General features: G+C 65.4%; 11 protein-coding genes. All 11 read left to right on the top strand.

Annotation, left to right across the window (positions count from 1 at the left end; all coding sequences use genetic code 11):
- Positions 1 to 5 precede the first annotated feature (5 nt).
- The 11 genes from GXP39_16205 (at position 6) to GXP39_16155 (ending at position 14,582) form a co-directional block, all read left to right on the top strand.
- Positions 6 to 1,388 (top strand): FAD-binding protein, encoded by a 1,383-nt coding sequence (locus GXP39_16205; GenBank protein ID NOZ29580.1) that lies wholly within the window; start codon positions 6 to 8, stop codon positions 1,386 to 1,388.
- A 221-nt stretch (positions 1,389 to 1,609) separates the two neighbouring features.
- Positions 1,610 to 2,701: a molybdopterin-dependent oxidoreductase gene (locus GXP39_16200; protein ID NOZ29579.1), complete on the top strand. Its 1,092-nt coding sequence runs from the start codon at positions 1,610 to 1,612 to the stop codon at positions 2,699 to 2,701.
- A gap of 37 nt (positions 2,702 to 2,738) precedes the next feature.
- Positions 2,739 to 4,136 carry a dihydrolipoyl dehydrogenase gene (lpdA, locus tag GXP39_16195; protein ID NOZ29578.1) on the top strand — a complete coding sequence of 466 codons (1,398 nt, stop codon included), beginning with the start codon at positions 2,739 to 2,741 and terminating at the stop codon, positions 4,134 to 4,136.
- Between the two features lie 89 nt (positions 4,137 to 4,225).
- Positions 4,226 to 5,173, top strand: a complete 948-nt coding sequence (lipA, locus tag GXP39_16190) for a lipoyl synthase (protein ID NOZ29577.1) — start codon at positions 4,226 to 4,228, stop codon at positions 5,171 to 5,173.
- A gap of 56 nt (positions 5,174 to 5,229) precedes the next feature.
- Positions 5,230 to 6,357 carry a DUF1786 domain-containing protein gene (locus tag GXP39_16185; protein ID NOZ29576.1) on the top strand — a complete coding sequence of 376 codons (1,128 nt, stop codon included), beginning with the start codon at positions 5,230 to 5,232 and terminating at the stop codon, positions 6,355 to 6,357.
- Positions 6,358 to 6,460: 103 nt separating this feature from the next.
- Positions 6,461 to 6,961 (top strand): flavin reductase, encoded by a 501-nt coding sequence (locus GXP39_16180; protein NOZ29575.1) that lies wholly within the window; start codon positions 6,461 to 6,463, stop codon positions 6,959 to 6,961.
- Positions 6,962 to 7,109: 148 nt separating this feature from the next.
- Positions 7,110 to 7,883 (top strand): SDR family oxidoreductase, encoded by a 774-nt coding sequence (locus GXP39_16175; protein NOZ29574.1) that lies wholly within the window; start codon positions 7,110 to 7,112, stop codon positions 7,881 to 7,883.
- A gap of 42 nt (positions 7,884 to 7,925) precedes the next feature.
- Positions 7,926 to 11,528, top strand: a complete 3,603-nt coding sequence (gene metH / locus GXP39_16170; GenBank protein ID NOZ29573.1) for a methionine synthase — start codon at positions 7,926 to 7,928, stop codon at positions 11,526 to 11,528.
- 66 nt (positions 11,529 to 11,594) lie between these two features.
- Positions 11,595 to 12,788, top strand: a complete 1,194-nt coding sequence (locus tag GXP39_16165) for an amidohydrolase (protein ID NOZ29572.1) — start codon at positions 11,595 to 11,597, stop codon at positions 12,786 to 12,788.
- A gap of 100 nt (positions 12,789 to 12,888) precedes the next feature.
- Complete coding sequence (locus GXP39_16160; GenBank protein ID NOZ29571.1) at positions 12,889 to 13,554, top strand: LysE family transporter; 666 nt, start codon at positions 12,889 to 12,891, stop codon at positions 13,552 to 13,554.
- Between the two features lie 92 nt (positions 13,555 to 13,646).
- Complete coding sequence (locus GXP39_16155) at positions 13,647 to 14,582, top strand: alpha/beta fold hydrolase (GenBank protein ID NOZ29570.1); 936 nt, start codon at positions 13,647 to 13,649, stop codon at positions 14,580 to 14,582.
- Positions 14,583 to 14,685 lie beyond the last annotated feature (103 nt).

The raw sequence follows: 14,685 nt of genomic DNA, 5'->3' as shown, positions 1-14,685 counted from the left end.
TGAGGATGGCGATTCCCTCCCACGTGTTGCGAGAGCTGCGGGACGCGCTGGGCCCCGAGCGGGTCCTGACCCGGCCGGAGGAGTTGATCGTATACTCGTACGACGGGACCTGGGCCGAAGGTCAGCCAGATGTGGTGGTCAATCCTACGACCACGGAGCAGGTGGCGGCCGTGCTGCGCATCGCCAACCGGGAGCGTATCCCGGTGGTGCCCAGGGGCGCGGGCACGGGCCTGGCCGGCGCATCGGTGCCCCAGGGAGGCATTGTCCTGAACCTGGCCCGCATGAACCGCATCCGGGAGATCTCCCCGGAGGATATGGTGGCTGTGGTGGAGCCGGGCGTCGTCAATCAGACCTTGCAAGATGAGCTGCGCCCGTATGGCTTGATCTATCCGCCGGACCCCGCCAGCCTCTATATGTCCACCATCGGGGGGAATGTGGCGACCAATGCTGGGGGGCCGCGTTGCTTGAAGTACGGCGTGACGAAGGATTACGTGCTCGGCCTGGAGGTCGTGTTGCCCGGTGGGGACGTGCTGCGTACCGGGGGACGGCAGATCAAGAACGTGACGGGGTACAATCTGACGCAGCTCTTCGTTGGATCCGAGGGGACCTTGGGGGTGATCACGGAGATCACGCTGCGCCTGCTTCCCGCCCCGGCGGCGCGGGCGACGGCTATGGCCGCGTATGCGCGCCTGGAAGACGCGGCCCATACCGTGAATGCGATCCTCTCCGCGGGCATCTTGCCGCTGACGACGGAGCTCATGGATCAGGCGTGCATCCAGGCCGTCGAGCGGAAGCTTCAGATCGGGTTGCCCGTGGAGGCGGAGGCGCTGATGCTGATCGCCGTGGACGGGGAGCCGGAAGCCGTGGAGCCGCAGATCCATCGCGTGGCCGATATCTGCCGTAGGATGGGCGCCGACCCGGTGGAGGTAGCCACCACGCCCGAGGAGGAGGAGAAGCTGTGGCTGGCCCGTCGCAGTGTGTCCCCGGCGCTGGCACTGATCAAGCCCAACCGGCTGACCGAGGATATCGCCGTGCCGCGATCCAAGATCCCCGAGATGATCCGGCGGATCCAGGCCATCGCTCGGGAATACGATGTGCTGATCCCCACGTTCGGGCATATCGGCGATGGGAACGTGCACCCGGACATCATGTGTGACCGTCGAGATCCGGACGAGATGCGTCGGGTCGCCCTGGCGGCCCAGGCCGTGTTCGAGGCGACTGTGGAGTTGGGAGGGACGCTGTCAGGCGAGCATGGCATCGGGTTGTTGAAGAAGGAGTTTCTCCCCGGGGCATTGGGGCCCCTGGCCATCGAGAAGATGCTGGGCATCAAAAAGGTGTTCGATCCCCACGGGATCATGAACCCGGGCAAGGTCTTTCCGGAGGCGTGAAGTTGGGGTGCGGGCGACATCCCATGGAAACGTGAAGCGCGAAATGGATCGGTGTCTGAGGATTCGCCTGCCCGGTGAATGTTCGGACACGCTCTGAGGTCTGGTGGTGACGCTGTTGCTCATATGCGTGATGCGGAATGCGAAGACTGGGATTGAGAACGAGACGATGCGGAAGTGAGGATGAAGGTGATCGTGTTGTGATGGATAGAAAGGAGCGCAGGATGCGAAAGATCTCCCGGCGAAAATGGCTACGAGCGATGGGCGGCTCACTGGCCGGGCTGTGGCTGGCGGCATGTCAGCCCGGTGGTATCGTACTCCCCCCCTCGCCGACGAATACCCCCAAACCCGTCGAGCCGACCGTGACCTCTCCCCCTGGTGTCGGCGGCTCCATCGAGGAAGGCCTCATTGTGGACGGGATTCGGGTCACCAACAACGAGGATTTTTATTCCGTGTATTACAACGTGCCGGAGGTTCGGATCGATGTCGATGCTTGGCGGCTTCGGCTCTTCGGCAACGTGGAAACGGAGCTGAGCCTCTCCCTGGAGGAGATCAAGAGCCTGCCCGGGGTCCAGGAGATGCGCACGCTGGAGTGCATCTCCAACCCGGTGGGAGGCGACCTGATCAGCAACGCCGTGTGGGAGGGGGTCCGGATGGCCGATCTGCTGGAGATGGCCGGAGTCAAACCCGATACCACGGAGCTGATCGTGCGAGGGGCGGATGACTTCCACACGGCCATCCCCGTTGACCTGGCGCGAGATGAGCGCTCCGTGTTGGTTTACAACATGAACGGCGAGCCGCTGCCGGTCAAGAACGGCGCCCCGCTGCGGGCGCTGTGGCCTGGCCGGTACGGGATGAAGCAGCCCAAGTGGATCGTGAGCATTGAGGCGATCACCAATCATCATCTGGGGTATTGGGAGCAGAAGGGCTGGAGCAACGACGCGTTTATCCGCCCCAACTCCCAGATCGAGCGTCCCAAGTCCGGCGAGCAGATCCCGAAGGCGCCTTACCGGATTCGGGGGCGAGCCTTCGCCGGAAGTTCCGGCGTCGCCAGGGTGGAGGTCAGCGTGGACGATGGGAAGACATGGCACGAGGCGACGCTCACGCGGGTGCGTACCCCGGACTTTCAGCCCTTCGTGTGGACCCTGTGGCATTGGGATTGGATGGCCCCCTCCGGCCCTCGAGCGACGATTCAGGTTCGCGTCACCGATGGGGATGGGGTCATGCAGGGGGCCGGTGGAGGGCGATTCCTGAGTGGCGTCTTCCCGGATGGAACCGATGCGATCCACAAGGTCGTTGTGAAGGTGGAAGGATAGGCGGTTCGGATCATACAAGCAGATGAGGAGGCGTATCATGGCACAGCCTGCCGACAGCTATGATGTCATCGTCATCGGCGGGGGGCCGGGCGGCTATGTGGCGGCCATCCGGGCCGCCCAGTTAGGCCAGAAGGTGGCCGTGATCGAACGTGAGGCGTTAGGGGGGATTTGCCTGAATTGGGGGTGTATCCCCACCAAGGCCCTGTTGCGCAACGCGGAAGTCGTGAGCCTGTTGGGACGGGGCAAGGAGTTCGGGTTTCACTTCGAGAATCTGACGCTGGATTACAGCCAGGCCATCAAGCGCAGCCGGGAGGTGTCCAAGCGGCTGGTGCGCGGGGTCAATTTTCTCATGCGGAAGAACAGCATCGACGTCGTGCAGGGGACCGGTCGGCTGGTCGGCCCGGGGCAGGTCGTCGTGGAGCCGGGGGGGAAGACCCTCTCGGCGAAGAACATCATCCTGGCCACTGGCGCCCGACCTCGTTCCATCCCCGGCGTGACCATCGACGGCGAGCGGGTGATCTCCAGCCGGGAGGCGCTGGAGCGCACGGAGGTGCCCGGGCACATCATCGTGGTGGGCGCGGGCCCCATCGGCCTGGAGTTCGCCCATATCTATCGCACGTACGGGGCCGAGGTCACCGTTGTGGAGATGCTCTCGCGCATTGCTCCGCTGGAGGATGAGGACGTCAGCGCAGCGTTGGCGCGATCTTTCCAGCGGCGGGGCATTCAGTTGCACACGGATACCCGGGTGGAAAGCGTGGAATCCGCGGACGACGGTGTGAAGGTGCGCGTCTCGTCGCCGGATGGCGAGCAGACCCTGGAGGGGGATGTGGTGCTGATCGCCATCGGCGTGCAGCCCAACTCCGAGGATCTGGGGTTGGAGCAGGTCGGCGTCCAGGTTGAGCGGGGAGCAGTGGTGGTGGATGGTTACATGCGCACGAACGTCCCCGGTATCTATGCCATCGGCGATCTGACGGGCAAGATGCCGCTGGCTCATGTGGCGTCCGCCCAGGGCATCGTCGCCGCCGAGCACATCGCCGGGCACGAGACGACGCCGATCGAGGATTACACCTGGATGCCCCGTTGTATCTACTGCCAGCCGCAAGTCGCCTCCATGGGGCTGACGGAGGCCCAGGCCCGCGAGCGTGGGCACGACGTCAAGGTCGGGCAGTTCCCCTTCCAGGCGAACGGCAAGGCGCTGGGGTTGGCCGAGCGGGAGGGGTTCGTCAAGATCGTCGCCGACGCCAAATACGGTGAGATCCTGGGCGCTCATTTCGTGGGGCCCGAGGTGACGGAGCTGCTACCAGAGATCGTGCTGGCCCGGACCTGGGAGCTGACCGTGGAGGAGATCGCCCGTACCGTGCACGCGCACCCGACGTTGTCCGAGAGCCTGATGGAAGCCGCCCACGCCGTGCTGGGGCAGGCGATACATATGTGACGTGGGGGCGTGCGTGGAGCGTAAAGGCGAGAGCGTAAAACGTAAGGCGTAAAACGTAAAACGTGAAGCGTGAGGCGTAAGGGTGGATGATGCCGACTGAAAGGAGTTCTCGTCGTGGGAGGGGGGGCGCCGCGGGACGAAGGGGGCAGTTGACCCGGGGACGGCGGCCTCCCTGGCTGCGCGTGCGTGTGCAGGACACGCCCAATTATCGTCGGATCAAGGGGCTGATGCGCGGGCATTCGCTGCACACCGTGTGCGAGGAGGCCGGCTGCCCGAACATCGGCGAGTGCTGGGGGCGTGGGACCGCCACCTTCCTCCTCATGGGGGATACGTGCACGCGCTCGTGCGGCTTCTGCAAGATCAAGACGGGGCGTCCGGCCCCCCTTGACCCCGATGAGCCGCGTCGGGTGGCGGAGACGATCCAGACGATGGGGCTGCGACATGCCGTGCTCACCTCCGTCAATCGGGATGAGCTACCGGACGGTGGCGCGTGGGTCTTCGCCGAGACGATCCGATGGATCCGCAGGCTGGTGCCTGGCTGCACCATCGAGGTCCTGATCCCTGACTTTCGGGGGAATTGGGACGCGCTGAAGACCGTAATGGATGCCCGGCCGGAGATCCTGAATCACAACGTGGAGACCGTCCCCCGCCTATATCGGACGGTCCGTCCCCAGGCAAAGTACCCTCGATCCCTGGAGTTGCTGCGCCGGGCGAAGGAGATGGTCCCCGACGGGCTCACCAAGTCCGGCATCATGGTGGGATTGGGCGAGGAGTGGGAGGAGTTGCTTCAGGTCATGGACGATCTTCGCGCCCAGGACGTGGACATCCTGACCGTCGGGCAATATCTGCAGCCGAGCCGATTTCATCTACCCATCGCCCGGTACTACACGCCGGCGGAGTTCGAGGAGCTACGGCAGGAGGCCATCGCTCGCGGGTTCCGCTGGGTGGAGTCGGGGCCGTTGGTGCGCTCCAGCTATCACGCCGAGCAGGCGGCCGGACATCCGGATCCGTTGCAACATCTGGCCGGCGAGGGGTAGATGCGAACGCCGAGAAGCCGATTCATGGCGAGGGAAGCCTCTGTAGGACGCATGCGATGAAGATTCTGGCCGTAGACGTGGGCACCGGGACCCAGGACATCCTCTTGTTCGACGCCGGGCGGGATCCCGAGAATTACCTGAAGATGGTGATGCCGTCGCCGACGCTGCGAGTGGCCCGGCAGATCCGGGAGGCGACCGCCCGCCGGGATGGGGTGCTCCTCACCGGGGTCATCATGGGGGGCGGGCCCAGCGCGTGGGCGGCGAGGGATCATCGCGAGACGGGATTGCCCCTCTTCGCCACGCCCGACGCGGCTCGCTCCTTCAACGATGACCTGGAGGCCGTTCAGCGGGATCTGGGCGTCCAGATCGTCTCGGAGGATGAGGCGGCCGCGCTGGCCCGGCGCGAGGGCATCGCCCACGTGGAGATGCGAGACCTGGACTACGGGGCGATCCGGGCGGCCTTCGCCGCGTTTGGCGCCGATCTGCGGCCGGACGCCCTGGCCGTCGCCGTGTTCGATCATGGTGACGCCCCGCCGGATGTCAGCGATCGCCAGTTCCGGCTGGACTACCTGGCCGAGCGACTGCGGGCTGATCGCCGGCTGTCCACGTTCGCCTTCCCGGCGGACGCCGTCCCGGCCATCATGACGCGGCTTCGAGCGGTCGCCCGAACGGCCGTGGAGCAGAGCGGGCTGCCCGTGTACGTGATGGATACGGCGCCGGCCGCCGTTCTGGGCGCTCGTGAGGATCCGGCGGTGGGCTCGCGGTCGGATGCCCAGATCGTGAACGTGGGCAACTTCCACTGCCTGGCGTTTCAATACCGGGATGGGCAGATCATCCGTCTGTTTGAGCATCACACGGGTTTGCTGAGCCGGGAGGCGTTGGAAGGGTGGCTGCATGCGCTGGCGGACGGCAGCATCACGCATGAGCGTGTGTTCGCGGAGCATGGACATGGGGCGCTGGTGCTGGATGTGACGCCCCAGCCCCTTGACTTCCTGGCGGTCACTGGCCCACGGCGGGGGATGCTGCTGGATAGTGATCTCCCGGTTTACTTCGCCGTGCCCCACGGCGACCAGATGCTGGCCGGGTGCTTCGGGCTGATACGCGCGGTGGCTGACCTGGTCCCTGAGTGGTCTGAGCCCATCCTGGATGCGCTGGGGCGCAGCCGGGGGCGTAGCCTGTGGTGATGGGCCGCCCTCTTGCTGGATCGTTTGCGGAATCCCCCTGCCCGTTGCGGGTATGCGGATTGAGAAAGGAACTGTACGTGATGACCGATGGAGGGAATGGGAGATGACCCCTGAGAGCGGAGTTGTGAATGACGTGCGGAAGGCGATGCGGTCGATCACCTATGGCCTTTACGTGTTGACGACGGCCGTTGATGGAGAGGTCCACGCGGCGACGGTGAGTTGGGTCACGCAGGCTTCGTTTCGGCCGCGCCTGCTGGCCGCGGGCCTGAAGCGGGACACCCGGATCTATGATGCCGTGAAGCAGGCCGGGAAGTTCTGTATCAACGTCGTGGGCGAGGGACAGGAGGAAATGGCCTCCGCGTTCTTCAAGTTCGTGGAGGCGGACACGGAGGCCCAGACCGTCGGCGGATATGGCTATCGGCTCAGCGAGGCGGGGGTGCCGATCCTGCGGGATGCCGCCGCGTGGATCGAGTGCAAGGTGGTCGAGGAGGCGTGCCAGACCGGTGATCACGCGCTGGTGATCGGGGAGGTGGTGGCCGGCGGCGTGTCGCCCGACCGAAAACCGTTAGCTCTTCGGGATACCCCGTGGTCCTATGGTGGGTGATCGGCAGGGCGAACGCTTCCCTCTCGCTGTCTCGTTCAGGGGGCGTGGAGGGTGGGTTGAGCCGGGCATCCTGCCTGTTGTGACGTCATGAGGGAGCGCATCAGGGGGATGGCCTGGCGCCATCCCCTTCTGTGTATGGAGGAATTCCGTGTTCGATCCTTTGAGCCTTTTCCGATTGGATGATCGGGTGGCCCTGGTGACCGGGGGCAGCAAGGGATTGGGAAAGGCGATGGCGGCCGCCCTGGCTGGTGCGGGCGCCGATGTCGCCATCAGCAGCCGCCATCTGGACGAGGCCGAGGCGACCGCTCAGGAGATCGCGGAGGCCACCGGGCGGCGCGTCATCCCGATCCAGGCGGACGTCACCTCGGCGGATCAGGTGAACGCCATGGTCGATCAGGTCGTCCGGACGCTGGGCCGGGTGGATATCCTGGTGAACAACGCTGGGATCAACCGGCGTGGCCCCATCCTGGAGCTGGACGAGGCGAGCTGGCATGAGGTCATCGAGACCAACCTGACGGGCCCGTGGCTGTGCGCTCGGGCTGTGGGGCCGCATATGATCGCCCAGCGCTGGGGACGTGTGATCAATGTCAGCTCCATATTGGGGTTGGTGGGCCTGGCCGATCGCACTCCTTACACCGCCAGCAAGGGTGGCCTGATCCAGATGACGAAGACACTGGCATTGGAATGGGCACCGTATGGCATCACCGTGAACGCCCTGTGTCCTGGCCCGTTCATGACGGCGATCAACGAGATGTTCAAGCAGAACCCGGAGGCGTATGAGTCGTTCCGACGCAGGATCCCTCTGGGGCGATGGGGGGACCCTGAGGAGTTGCAGGGCGCCGTGCTCTTCATGGCCTCGGAGGCTTCCCGGTTCATGACCGGCTCCGTGATCGTGGTGGATGGTGGTTGGACGGCGCAGTGATGTCTATTCCTGATGATGTATGGGGGACTCAGAGGAAATCGTATGGCCGATTTTAAGTTTCATACCCGTTACTTAGAAGCCTTGGCGCGGCGGGTCCTGGTCTTCGACGGCGCGATGGGGACCAACATCCAGCGCCTGAACCTGACCGCTGAGGATTTCGGCGGCGAGCAGTACAACGGTTGCAACGATTATCTGGTCATCACTCGCCCGGACGTTATCGAGGAGATCCACGCCTCCTTCCTGGCGGTGGGCTGTGACGTGATCGAGACGGATACCTTCCGCTCGAATCGCATCACGCTGCGCGAGTACGGGCTTCAGGATCGCGTGATGGAGATCAACCGCGCCGCGGCCGAGTTGGCGCGGCGGGTGGCCGATCGCTTCAGCACGCCCGAGCATCCTCGCTTCGTCGCCGGGTCCATCGGCCCCAGCGGCATGCTCCCCTCCAGCAGCGATCCCACCCTTAGCGCCATCTCCTTCGCCGAGCTGGCCGACGTGTTTCGCGAGCAGGCGGTGGGGCTCATCCAGGGCGGCGTCGACCTGCTTCTCATCGAGACATCCCAGGACATACTGGAGCTGAAGGCGGCCGTCTTCGGGCTGCGACAGGCGTTTCAGGAGACCGGCGTCCGGTTGCCCATTCAGGCGCAGGTTACGCTGGATACCTCGGGGCGCATGTTGCTGGGCACAGATATCGCGGCAGCGCTGGTGACGCTGGAGGCCCTGGGCGTGGATGTGCTCGGCCTGAACTGCTCCACCGGTCCGGAACATATGTATGAGCCGGCGCGCTACCTGGGTGAGTACAGCCGGCTGCCCGTGTCCATCATCCCCAACGCCGGGCTCCCCATCAACGATGGCTCCGGCAACGCCGTCTACCCGCTGGAGCCGGAGCCGATGGCCCGCGATCTGCACACGTTCGTTGCCCAATTCGGCGTGAACGTCGTGGGCGGCTGCTGCGGCACCACGCCCGAGCATCTGGATGTCCTCATCTCCTATGTGCGAGGGCGAGAGCGGCGGCCTGAACAGCGGTTGGAACTCGTGCCGGGTGCTGACGGCTGGCCGCGGTTGCGGCGCGTTCGGGACGGGGAGGGGAGGCGCGTGCCGATGGCCTCCTCGGCCATGCGCGCCGTCTCTTTGATCCAGGATCCGCCGCCCACCCTCATCGGCGAGCGGGTGAACTCCCAGGGGAGCCGCCGGATCAAGCGGCTACTGCTGGCCGAGGACTACGACGCCATCCTGGAGATCGCTCGGGGGCAGGTGGAGGGCGGCGCCCACTTGCTGGACGTGTGCGTGGCGCTGACGGAGCGATCTGACGAGGCGGAGCAGATGCGCACAGTGGTGCGGATGCTCGCCCAGAGCGTGGAGGCGCCACTGGTCATCGACACCACGGAGCCGGCGGTGATGCGAGTGGCGTTGGAGAACTACCCAGGGCGTGCCATCATCAACTCCATCAACCTGGAGAACGGACGGGAGCGCATCGACGCCGTGGTGCCGCTGGCGAAGGCCCACGGGGCGGCCCTGATCGCCCTCACCATCGACGAGGAGGGGATGGCGCACACGGCTCAGCGCAAGCTAGAGGTGGCCCGGCGCATTTACGACATCTGTGTGAACGAATACGGGCTGGAGCCGTCCGATCTGATCTTCGACACCCTCACCTTCACGCTGGCCACCGGCCAGGAGGAGCTACGCCGCTCGGCCATCGAGACCATGGAGGGCATTCGGCTCATCAAGCGGGAGCTGCCGGGCGTGCTCACCAACCTGGGCGTCAGCAACCTCTCGTTCGGGTTGAAGCGGCGCTCTCGTGCCGTGCTCAACTCCGTCTTCCTATACCATTGCGTGCAGGCCGGGCTGGACATGGCCATCGTGAACCCGGCTCACATCACGCCCTACGCGGAGATCGATCCGAAAGAGCGGGAGCTGGCGGAGGATCTCATCTTCGACCGCCGGCCGGATGCGCTGGCGCGGTACATCGCCTACTTCGAGCAGGCCGATCAGGCGGCGGAGCAGGAGCAGGCGGAGGATCCCACCGCCGGGATGACGGCCGAGGAGCGGATCCATTGGCAGATCCTCCATCGTCGGAAGGAGGGGATTGAGGATCTGATCGACGAGGCGCTCACCCGCCATACGCCGGTGGAGGTGCTCAACGAGATCCTGCTGCCTGCCATGAAGGAGGTGGGAGATCGCTTCGGAGCAGGCGAGCTTATCCTGCCCTTTGTGTTGCAGTCGGCGGAGGTGATGAAGCGCGCCGTCACCCACCTAGAGCAGTTTCTGGAGCGGCGCGAGGGGACGAGCAAGGGGGCCGTCGTGTTGGCCACCGTGTATGGGGATGTGCACGACATCGGCAAGAACCTGGTGAAGACGATCCTCTCCAATAACGGGTACACGGTGTACGATCTGGGGAAGCAGGTGCCGATCAACGCCGTCATCGACAAGGCGGTGGAGGTGGGCGCCACGGCCATCGGCCTCAGCGCGCTGTTGGTGAACACGTCGAAGCAGATGCCGCTCTGCGTGCAGGAGCTACACCGGCGGGGGTTGAAGTTCCCGGTCCTCATCGGCGGCGCGGCGATCAACCGCCGCTTCAGCCATCGGATCCTCTTCGTGGAGGAGGGTGTGCCTTATGAGCCGGGCGTCTTCTACTGCAAGGATGCGTTCGAGGGCTTGGCGGTCATGGACGCGCTGGTTGACGAGGAGAAGCGGGCTACCTTGTTGGAGCGCGTGCATGCTGAGGCGTGGCGGGAGGTTCGGGGGAGCGAATCGGCGAGTCAGCGGGTCAGCAAATCGATGAGTCGGCGAACGGGCGAGGCGACGGAGCGACAAGCCGGCGCGGAGGTGGACATTCCCAGGCCGCCGTTCTGGGGGCCTCGGGTCCTGAAGCACATCCCGCTGGCGGAGGTGTTCCCGCTCATCGATAAGAACGAGCTGTTCCGGCTGAGTTGGGGCGCGAAGAACGTGCATGGGGAGGTATGGGAGGAGCTGCAGGCTCAGTTCGAGCAGCGGCTGGCCCGCATGGAGGCCCAGGCGATGGCCCAGGGGTGGCTGCGCCCGCAGGCCGTATACGGGTATTTCCCCTGCCAGTCCGATGGCGACGATCTGATCCTCTATGCCCCGGAGGATGCGATGGAGGACGGCGGGGGACGGCCGCGTGAGATCGCCCGCTTCCACTTCCCGCGCCAGGAGGGTGGCGATCGGCTGTGTATCGCCGATTACTTCCTGCCCGTTGACTCCGGTCGGCTGGATGTGGTAGCCCTCCAGGTGGTCACGGTGGGGCCGGAGGCGACGGAGCGATTCGACGCGCTGGAGGCCGCCGGGGACTACAGCGAGGCTTACTATACCCACGGGTTGGCTGTGCAGACGGCGGAGGCCACAGCCGAATGGCTGCACCGTCGCATCAAGCAGGAGCTGGGCATCGGCGACCGCGGGAAGCGGTACTCATGGGGGTTCCCGGCCTGCCCCGAGCTGGAGGACCACGTGCAGGTGTTCCGGCTGCTCCCGGCGGAGGAGGCTTTGGGGATGAGCCTGACGTCGGCTTATCAGCTGGTGCCGGAGCAGAGCACGGCCGCCATCGTGGTGCACCATCCACGAGCGCGATACTTCAGCGTGGGCGGCAGCCGGGTGGAGCAGCTCATGCGCGGCGTGGAGCGCGGCGCATAAGGACCACGGTTCAGGTTTGAGCTGCTGTCTGGGAAGGCGCCTGGAAATATATCCTCTGGAGGGGTTATGTCTGATTTTCGTGAAGAGGCGCAGGAGCTGCGGGATCAGCTCGTCTCCTGGCGGCGGGATTTCCATCGCCACCCGGAATTGGCGTTTGAGGAGGAGCGAACGGCCGCGATCGTGGCCGATGTGTTGGAAAGATTGGGCTTGGGAGTGCAGACGGGCGTGGGCAAGACCGGCGTGGTCGGGATCCTGGAGGGGGCGCGACCGGGTCGGACGGTTATGCTGCGCTTTGACATGGACGCATTGCCCGTGGAAGAGGCCAACGAGGTCGAATACGCTTCGGAGGAGCCGGGTAAGATGCACGCCTGTGGTCACGATGGGCACACGGCCATCGGCCTGGGCGTGGCTACGTTGCTGAGCCGGCATCGCGAGGAGCTATCCGGCCGCGTCAAGTTCGTCTTTCAGCCGGCCGAGGAGGCCACCGGCGGGGCCCGCGCCATGATCGCCGAGGGGGTGTTGGAGGACCCCAGGCCGGAGGTGGCCTTCGGCTTGCATCTCTGGAACCTCCTGCCGGTTGGGCGCGCCGTCGTTCAGCCGGGGCCGTTTATGGCCGCGGCCACCCACTTCTGGCTCACGTTTCAGGGGCGTGGCGGTCACGGGGCCCTTCCCCATAAGACGGTGGACGCTCTGGTGGCCGCAGCTCATTTCGTCACCGCCGTTCAAACCATCGTCAGTCGCAATGTGGACCCCACGCAGACGGCAGTTCTCAGCGTCGGCTCTTTCCACGCGGGGAGCGTTTTCAACGTGATCCCCGGTCGGGCGGACCTGAGCGGCACGATCCGTACGCTGGATGATGATATGCTCGCGCATGTGTTGGATCGGCTGCGCCAGATCATCGAGGGGATCGATCAGGCGTTTGGGGTGACGCACGAGCTGAAGCTGGAGCATGCCGCTCCCGTGTTGGTCAACGACCCGGTGGCCACCTCGTACGTGGCGGAGGCCGCCCGGCGTGTATTGGGCGATGCGGCGGTGGGCGACATGACTCCGGCCATGGTTTCGGAGGACATGGCGGAGTTCCTGAAACGCGTTCCGGGGTGCTTCTTCTTCCTGGGGTCGATGAACGCCGAGCGCGGCCTGGCCTACTCCCATCATCACCCGCGATTTGATTTCGATGAGGAGGCTTTGCCCCTGGGCGCGGCAATCCTGGCCGGGGCTGCTGTGGCTTATCTGAGCCGGCAAGCGGATCGTGCCCCGTGAGGGTGTGTCTGAGAGCGTACCTGGGAAACGCCGTTACTTCTGCTATGGGGAGGCCCTCTCCACGCCTCCCCCTGTGGAGCTGGTAGCTGAAGGAGGGTGTGTGGAACTCATCGCGATCGTCGCTGCATTCTGGGTGATCAGCCTCTCGGGGGCGCTCTCGCCGGGGCCGCTCACGGCGCTGGCGATCAGCGAGGGCGCCCGCGCCGGGTTCTGGAGCGGTCCCAAGCTGGCGCTGGGACACGGGTTGATCGAGGGAGCCCTGGTGTTGGCCATCGCGTATGGGCTGGGGAGCTGGCTCCAACAGCCGGTAGTGGCCGGGACGATCGGCCTGGCGGGCGGGGTACTGCTCCTGTGGATGGGATATGGGCTGGTTGCGGGCGTCTGGCGCGGCCATCTGTCCCTGCAGGATGCGCACGCGGCGTCGCCCCCGAGCGCTGTGCGGCTGGGGCAGGTCCCCGCCGGGGTGTTGATGAGCGTCGGCAATCCTTACTGGTCGCTTTGGTGGGCTACCTTCGGGGCCAGCCAGATCCTGCGGGTCGCCCCGTATGGCTTGTGGGCGCTGGCGTTCTTCTACGTCGTGGGGCATTGGACCGCGGATCTGGGTTGGCTGAGCCTTCTGAGCATGGCCACGGCGTCGGGGCGGCGCGTGATCAGCGATCGGGTATATCGGATCACGCTGGTCGTGTGCGGGCTCTTTCTGATCGCCTTTGCCGTCTATTTCGGTTGGTCCGGATGGGGGTTCCTGGCGCGGGCGATGTCCAGGTGACGTGGGGGATCGCCCGTCACTGGCGATCGTTTGTGTGGGATCGCTGAGAGGAGGAGAAAATGGCTCGGATCCGCATCGGCAAGCTTCTGGGCATGGCGGCGCTGGGTGTGGGCGGGCTGGCCGCTGTGAACACCTATCTGTCCGTGACGGCTCCTCCGTTGCTTCCCCCGGTGCATGAGGAGACGCAGCGGCACCTGTGGCGTGGATTCCGTGTCGCGTACTGGGTTGCCGGGCCGGAGGAGGCCCCTCCCGTCGTGCTGGTGCATGGCCACTATCCATTTGCCTCCGCTCACGAGATGCGCCTTCCCTTCACCTATCTATCCGAAGACTTTCGCGTGTATCTGCTGGATCTGTTGGGGTATGGATTGTCCGCTCGCCCGCCGCTGGTGTATGAGCGGGAGCTCTATGAGGCCCTGATCGCCGACTTCGTGCGGGATGTGGTCGGCCGGCCGGCACATGTGATCGCGAGCACCCTCAGCGCGGCGCACGCGATCGCCTCCGCTGTGGCGTCCCCCGATCTGTTTCGGTCGCTGGTCCTGATCTGTCCGGCGGGCATTGGGGTGTGGGATACCCCGCCTACACAGGCGCAGCGTTCTCTGCACGCCCTGCTGCGCTCGCCGGTCCTGGGCGAGGCCGTGTTCCACGCGCTCGTCTCGCGGGCCTCCATCGCGCACGTGTTGCGCGATCGTGTGTACGCCAACCCGAGCCTGGTCACGGAGGAGATGATCGACCACTGTTACGCGGCCGCTCATCAGCCAGGCGCCCGTTTCGCCCCTGCCGCCTTTCTGGGAGGGCTGCTCAACCGCGATGTTCGCCGTCCCTTCGGGAACCTGGCGTCGCCGGTATGTCTGGTCTGGGGGCGGCTGGCAGATTTCGTCCCGGTGGCGCTCTCCCAGAGCTTCCTGACGCGAAATGAGCGGGCTCGCCTGCACGTCATCGACGACGCGGGGACGGTCCCGCAGGATGAGCAGGCGGAGGCGTTTCGCGATCTGGCTCGGGAGTTCATACGCGAGGTCGAGCGTCATTAGACCTGTGAGGGGCTAGGGCCTTTTCAAAGTCCAACGTCCATATTGGCATACATGGCGCCTGCAGGGACGAGGCAAGGTGTCGTGTCTGTATACGCATCTTCTC

It is taken from the genome of Chloroflexota bacterium, assembly GCA_013152435.1.
Classification (GTDB): Bacteria; Chloroflexota; Anaerolineae; order DUEN01; family DUEN01; genus DUEN01.
The sequence above is the reverse complement of the archived record's forward strand: the minus strand, read 5'-3'. Positions and strand labels throughout refer to the sequence as shown.

What these genes read in the sequence shown, in the direction of transcription:
- GXP39_16205 (NOZ29580.1), top strand. Translation starts at nt 6, where the DNA reads ATGGCGATTCCCTCCCACGTGTTGCGAGAGCTGCGGGACGCGCTGGGC.
- GXP39_16200 (NOZ29579.1), top strand. Translation starts at nt 1,610, where the DNA reads ATGCGAAAGATCTCCCGGCGAAAATGGCTACGAGCGATGGGCGGCTCA.
- lpdA (NOZ29578.1), top strand. Translation starts at nt 2,739, where the DNA reads ATGGCACAGCCTGCCGACAGCTATGATGTCATCGTCATCGGCGGGGGG.
- lipA (NOZ29577.1), top strand. Translation starts at nt 4,226, where the DNA reads ATGCCGACTGAAAGGAGTTCTCGTCGTGGGAGGGGGGGCGCCGCGGGA.
- GXP39_16185 (NOZ29576.1), top strand. Translation starts at nt 5,230, where the DNA reads ATGAAGATTCTGGCCGTAGACGTGGGCACCGGGACCCAGGACATCCTC.
- GXP39_16180 (NOZ29575.1), top strand. Translation starts at nt 6,461, where the DNA reads ATGACCCCTGAGAGCGGAGTTGTGAATGACGTGCGGAAGGCGATGCGG.
- metH (NOZ29573.1), top strand. Translation starts at nt 7,926, where the DNA reads ATGGCCGATTTTAAGTTTCATACCCGTTACTTAGAAGCCTTGGCGCGG.
- GXP39_16165 (NOZ29572.1), top strand. Translation starts at nt 11,595, where the DNA reads ATGTCTGATTTTCGTGAAGAGGCGCAGGAGCTGCGGGATCAGCTCGTC.
- GXP39_16155 (NOZ29570.1), top strand. Translation starts at nt 13,647, where the DNA reads ATGGCGGCGCTGGGTGTGGGCGGGCTGGCCGCTGTGAACACCTATCTG.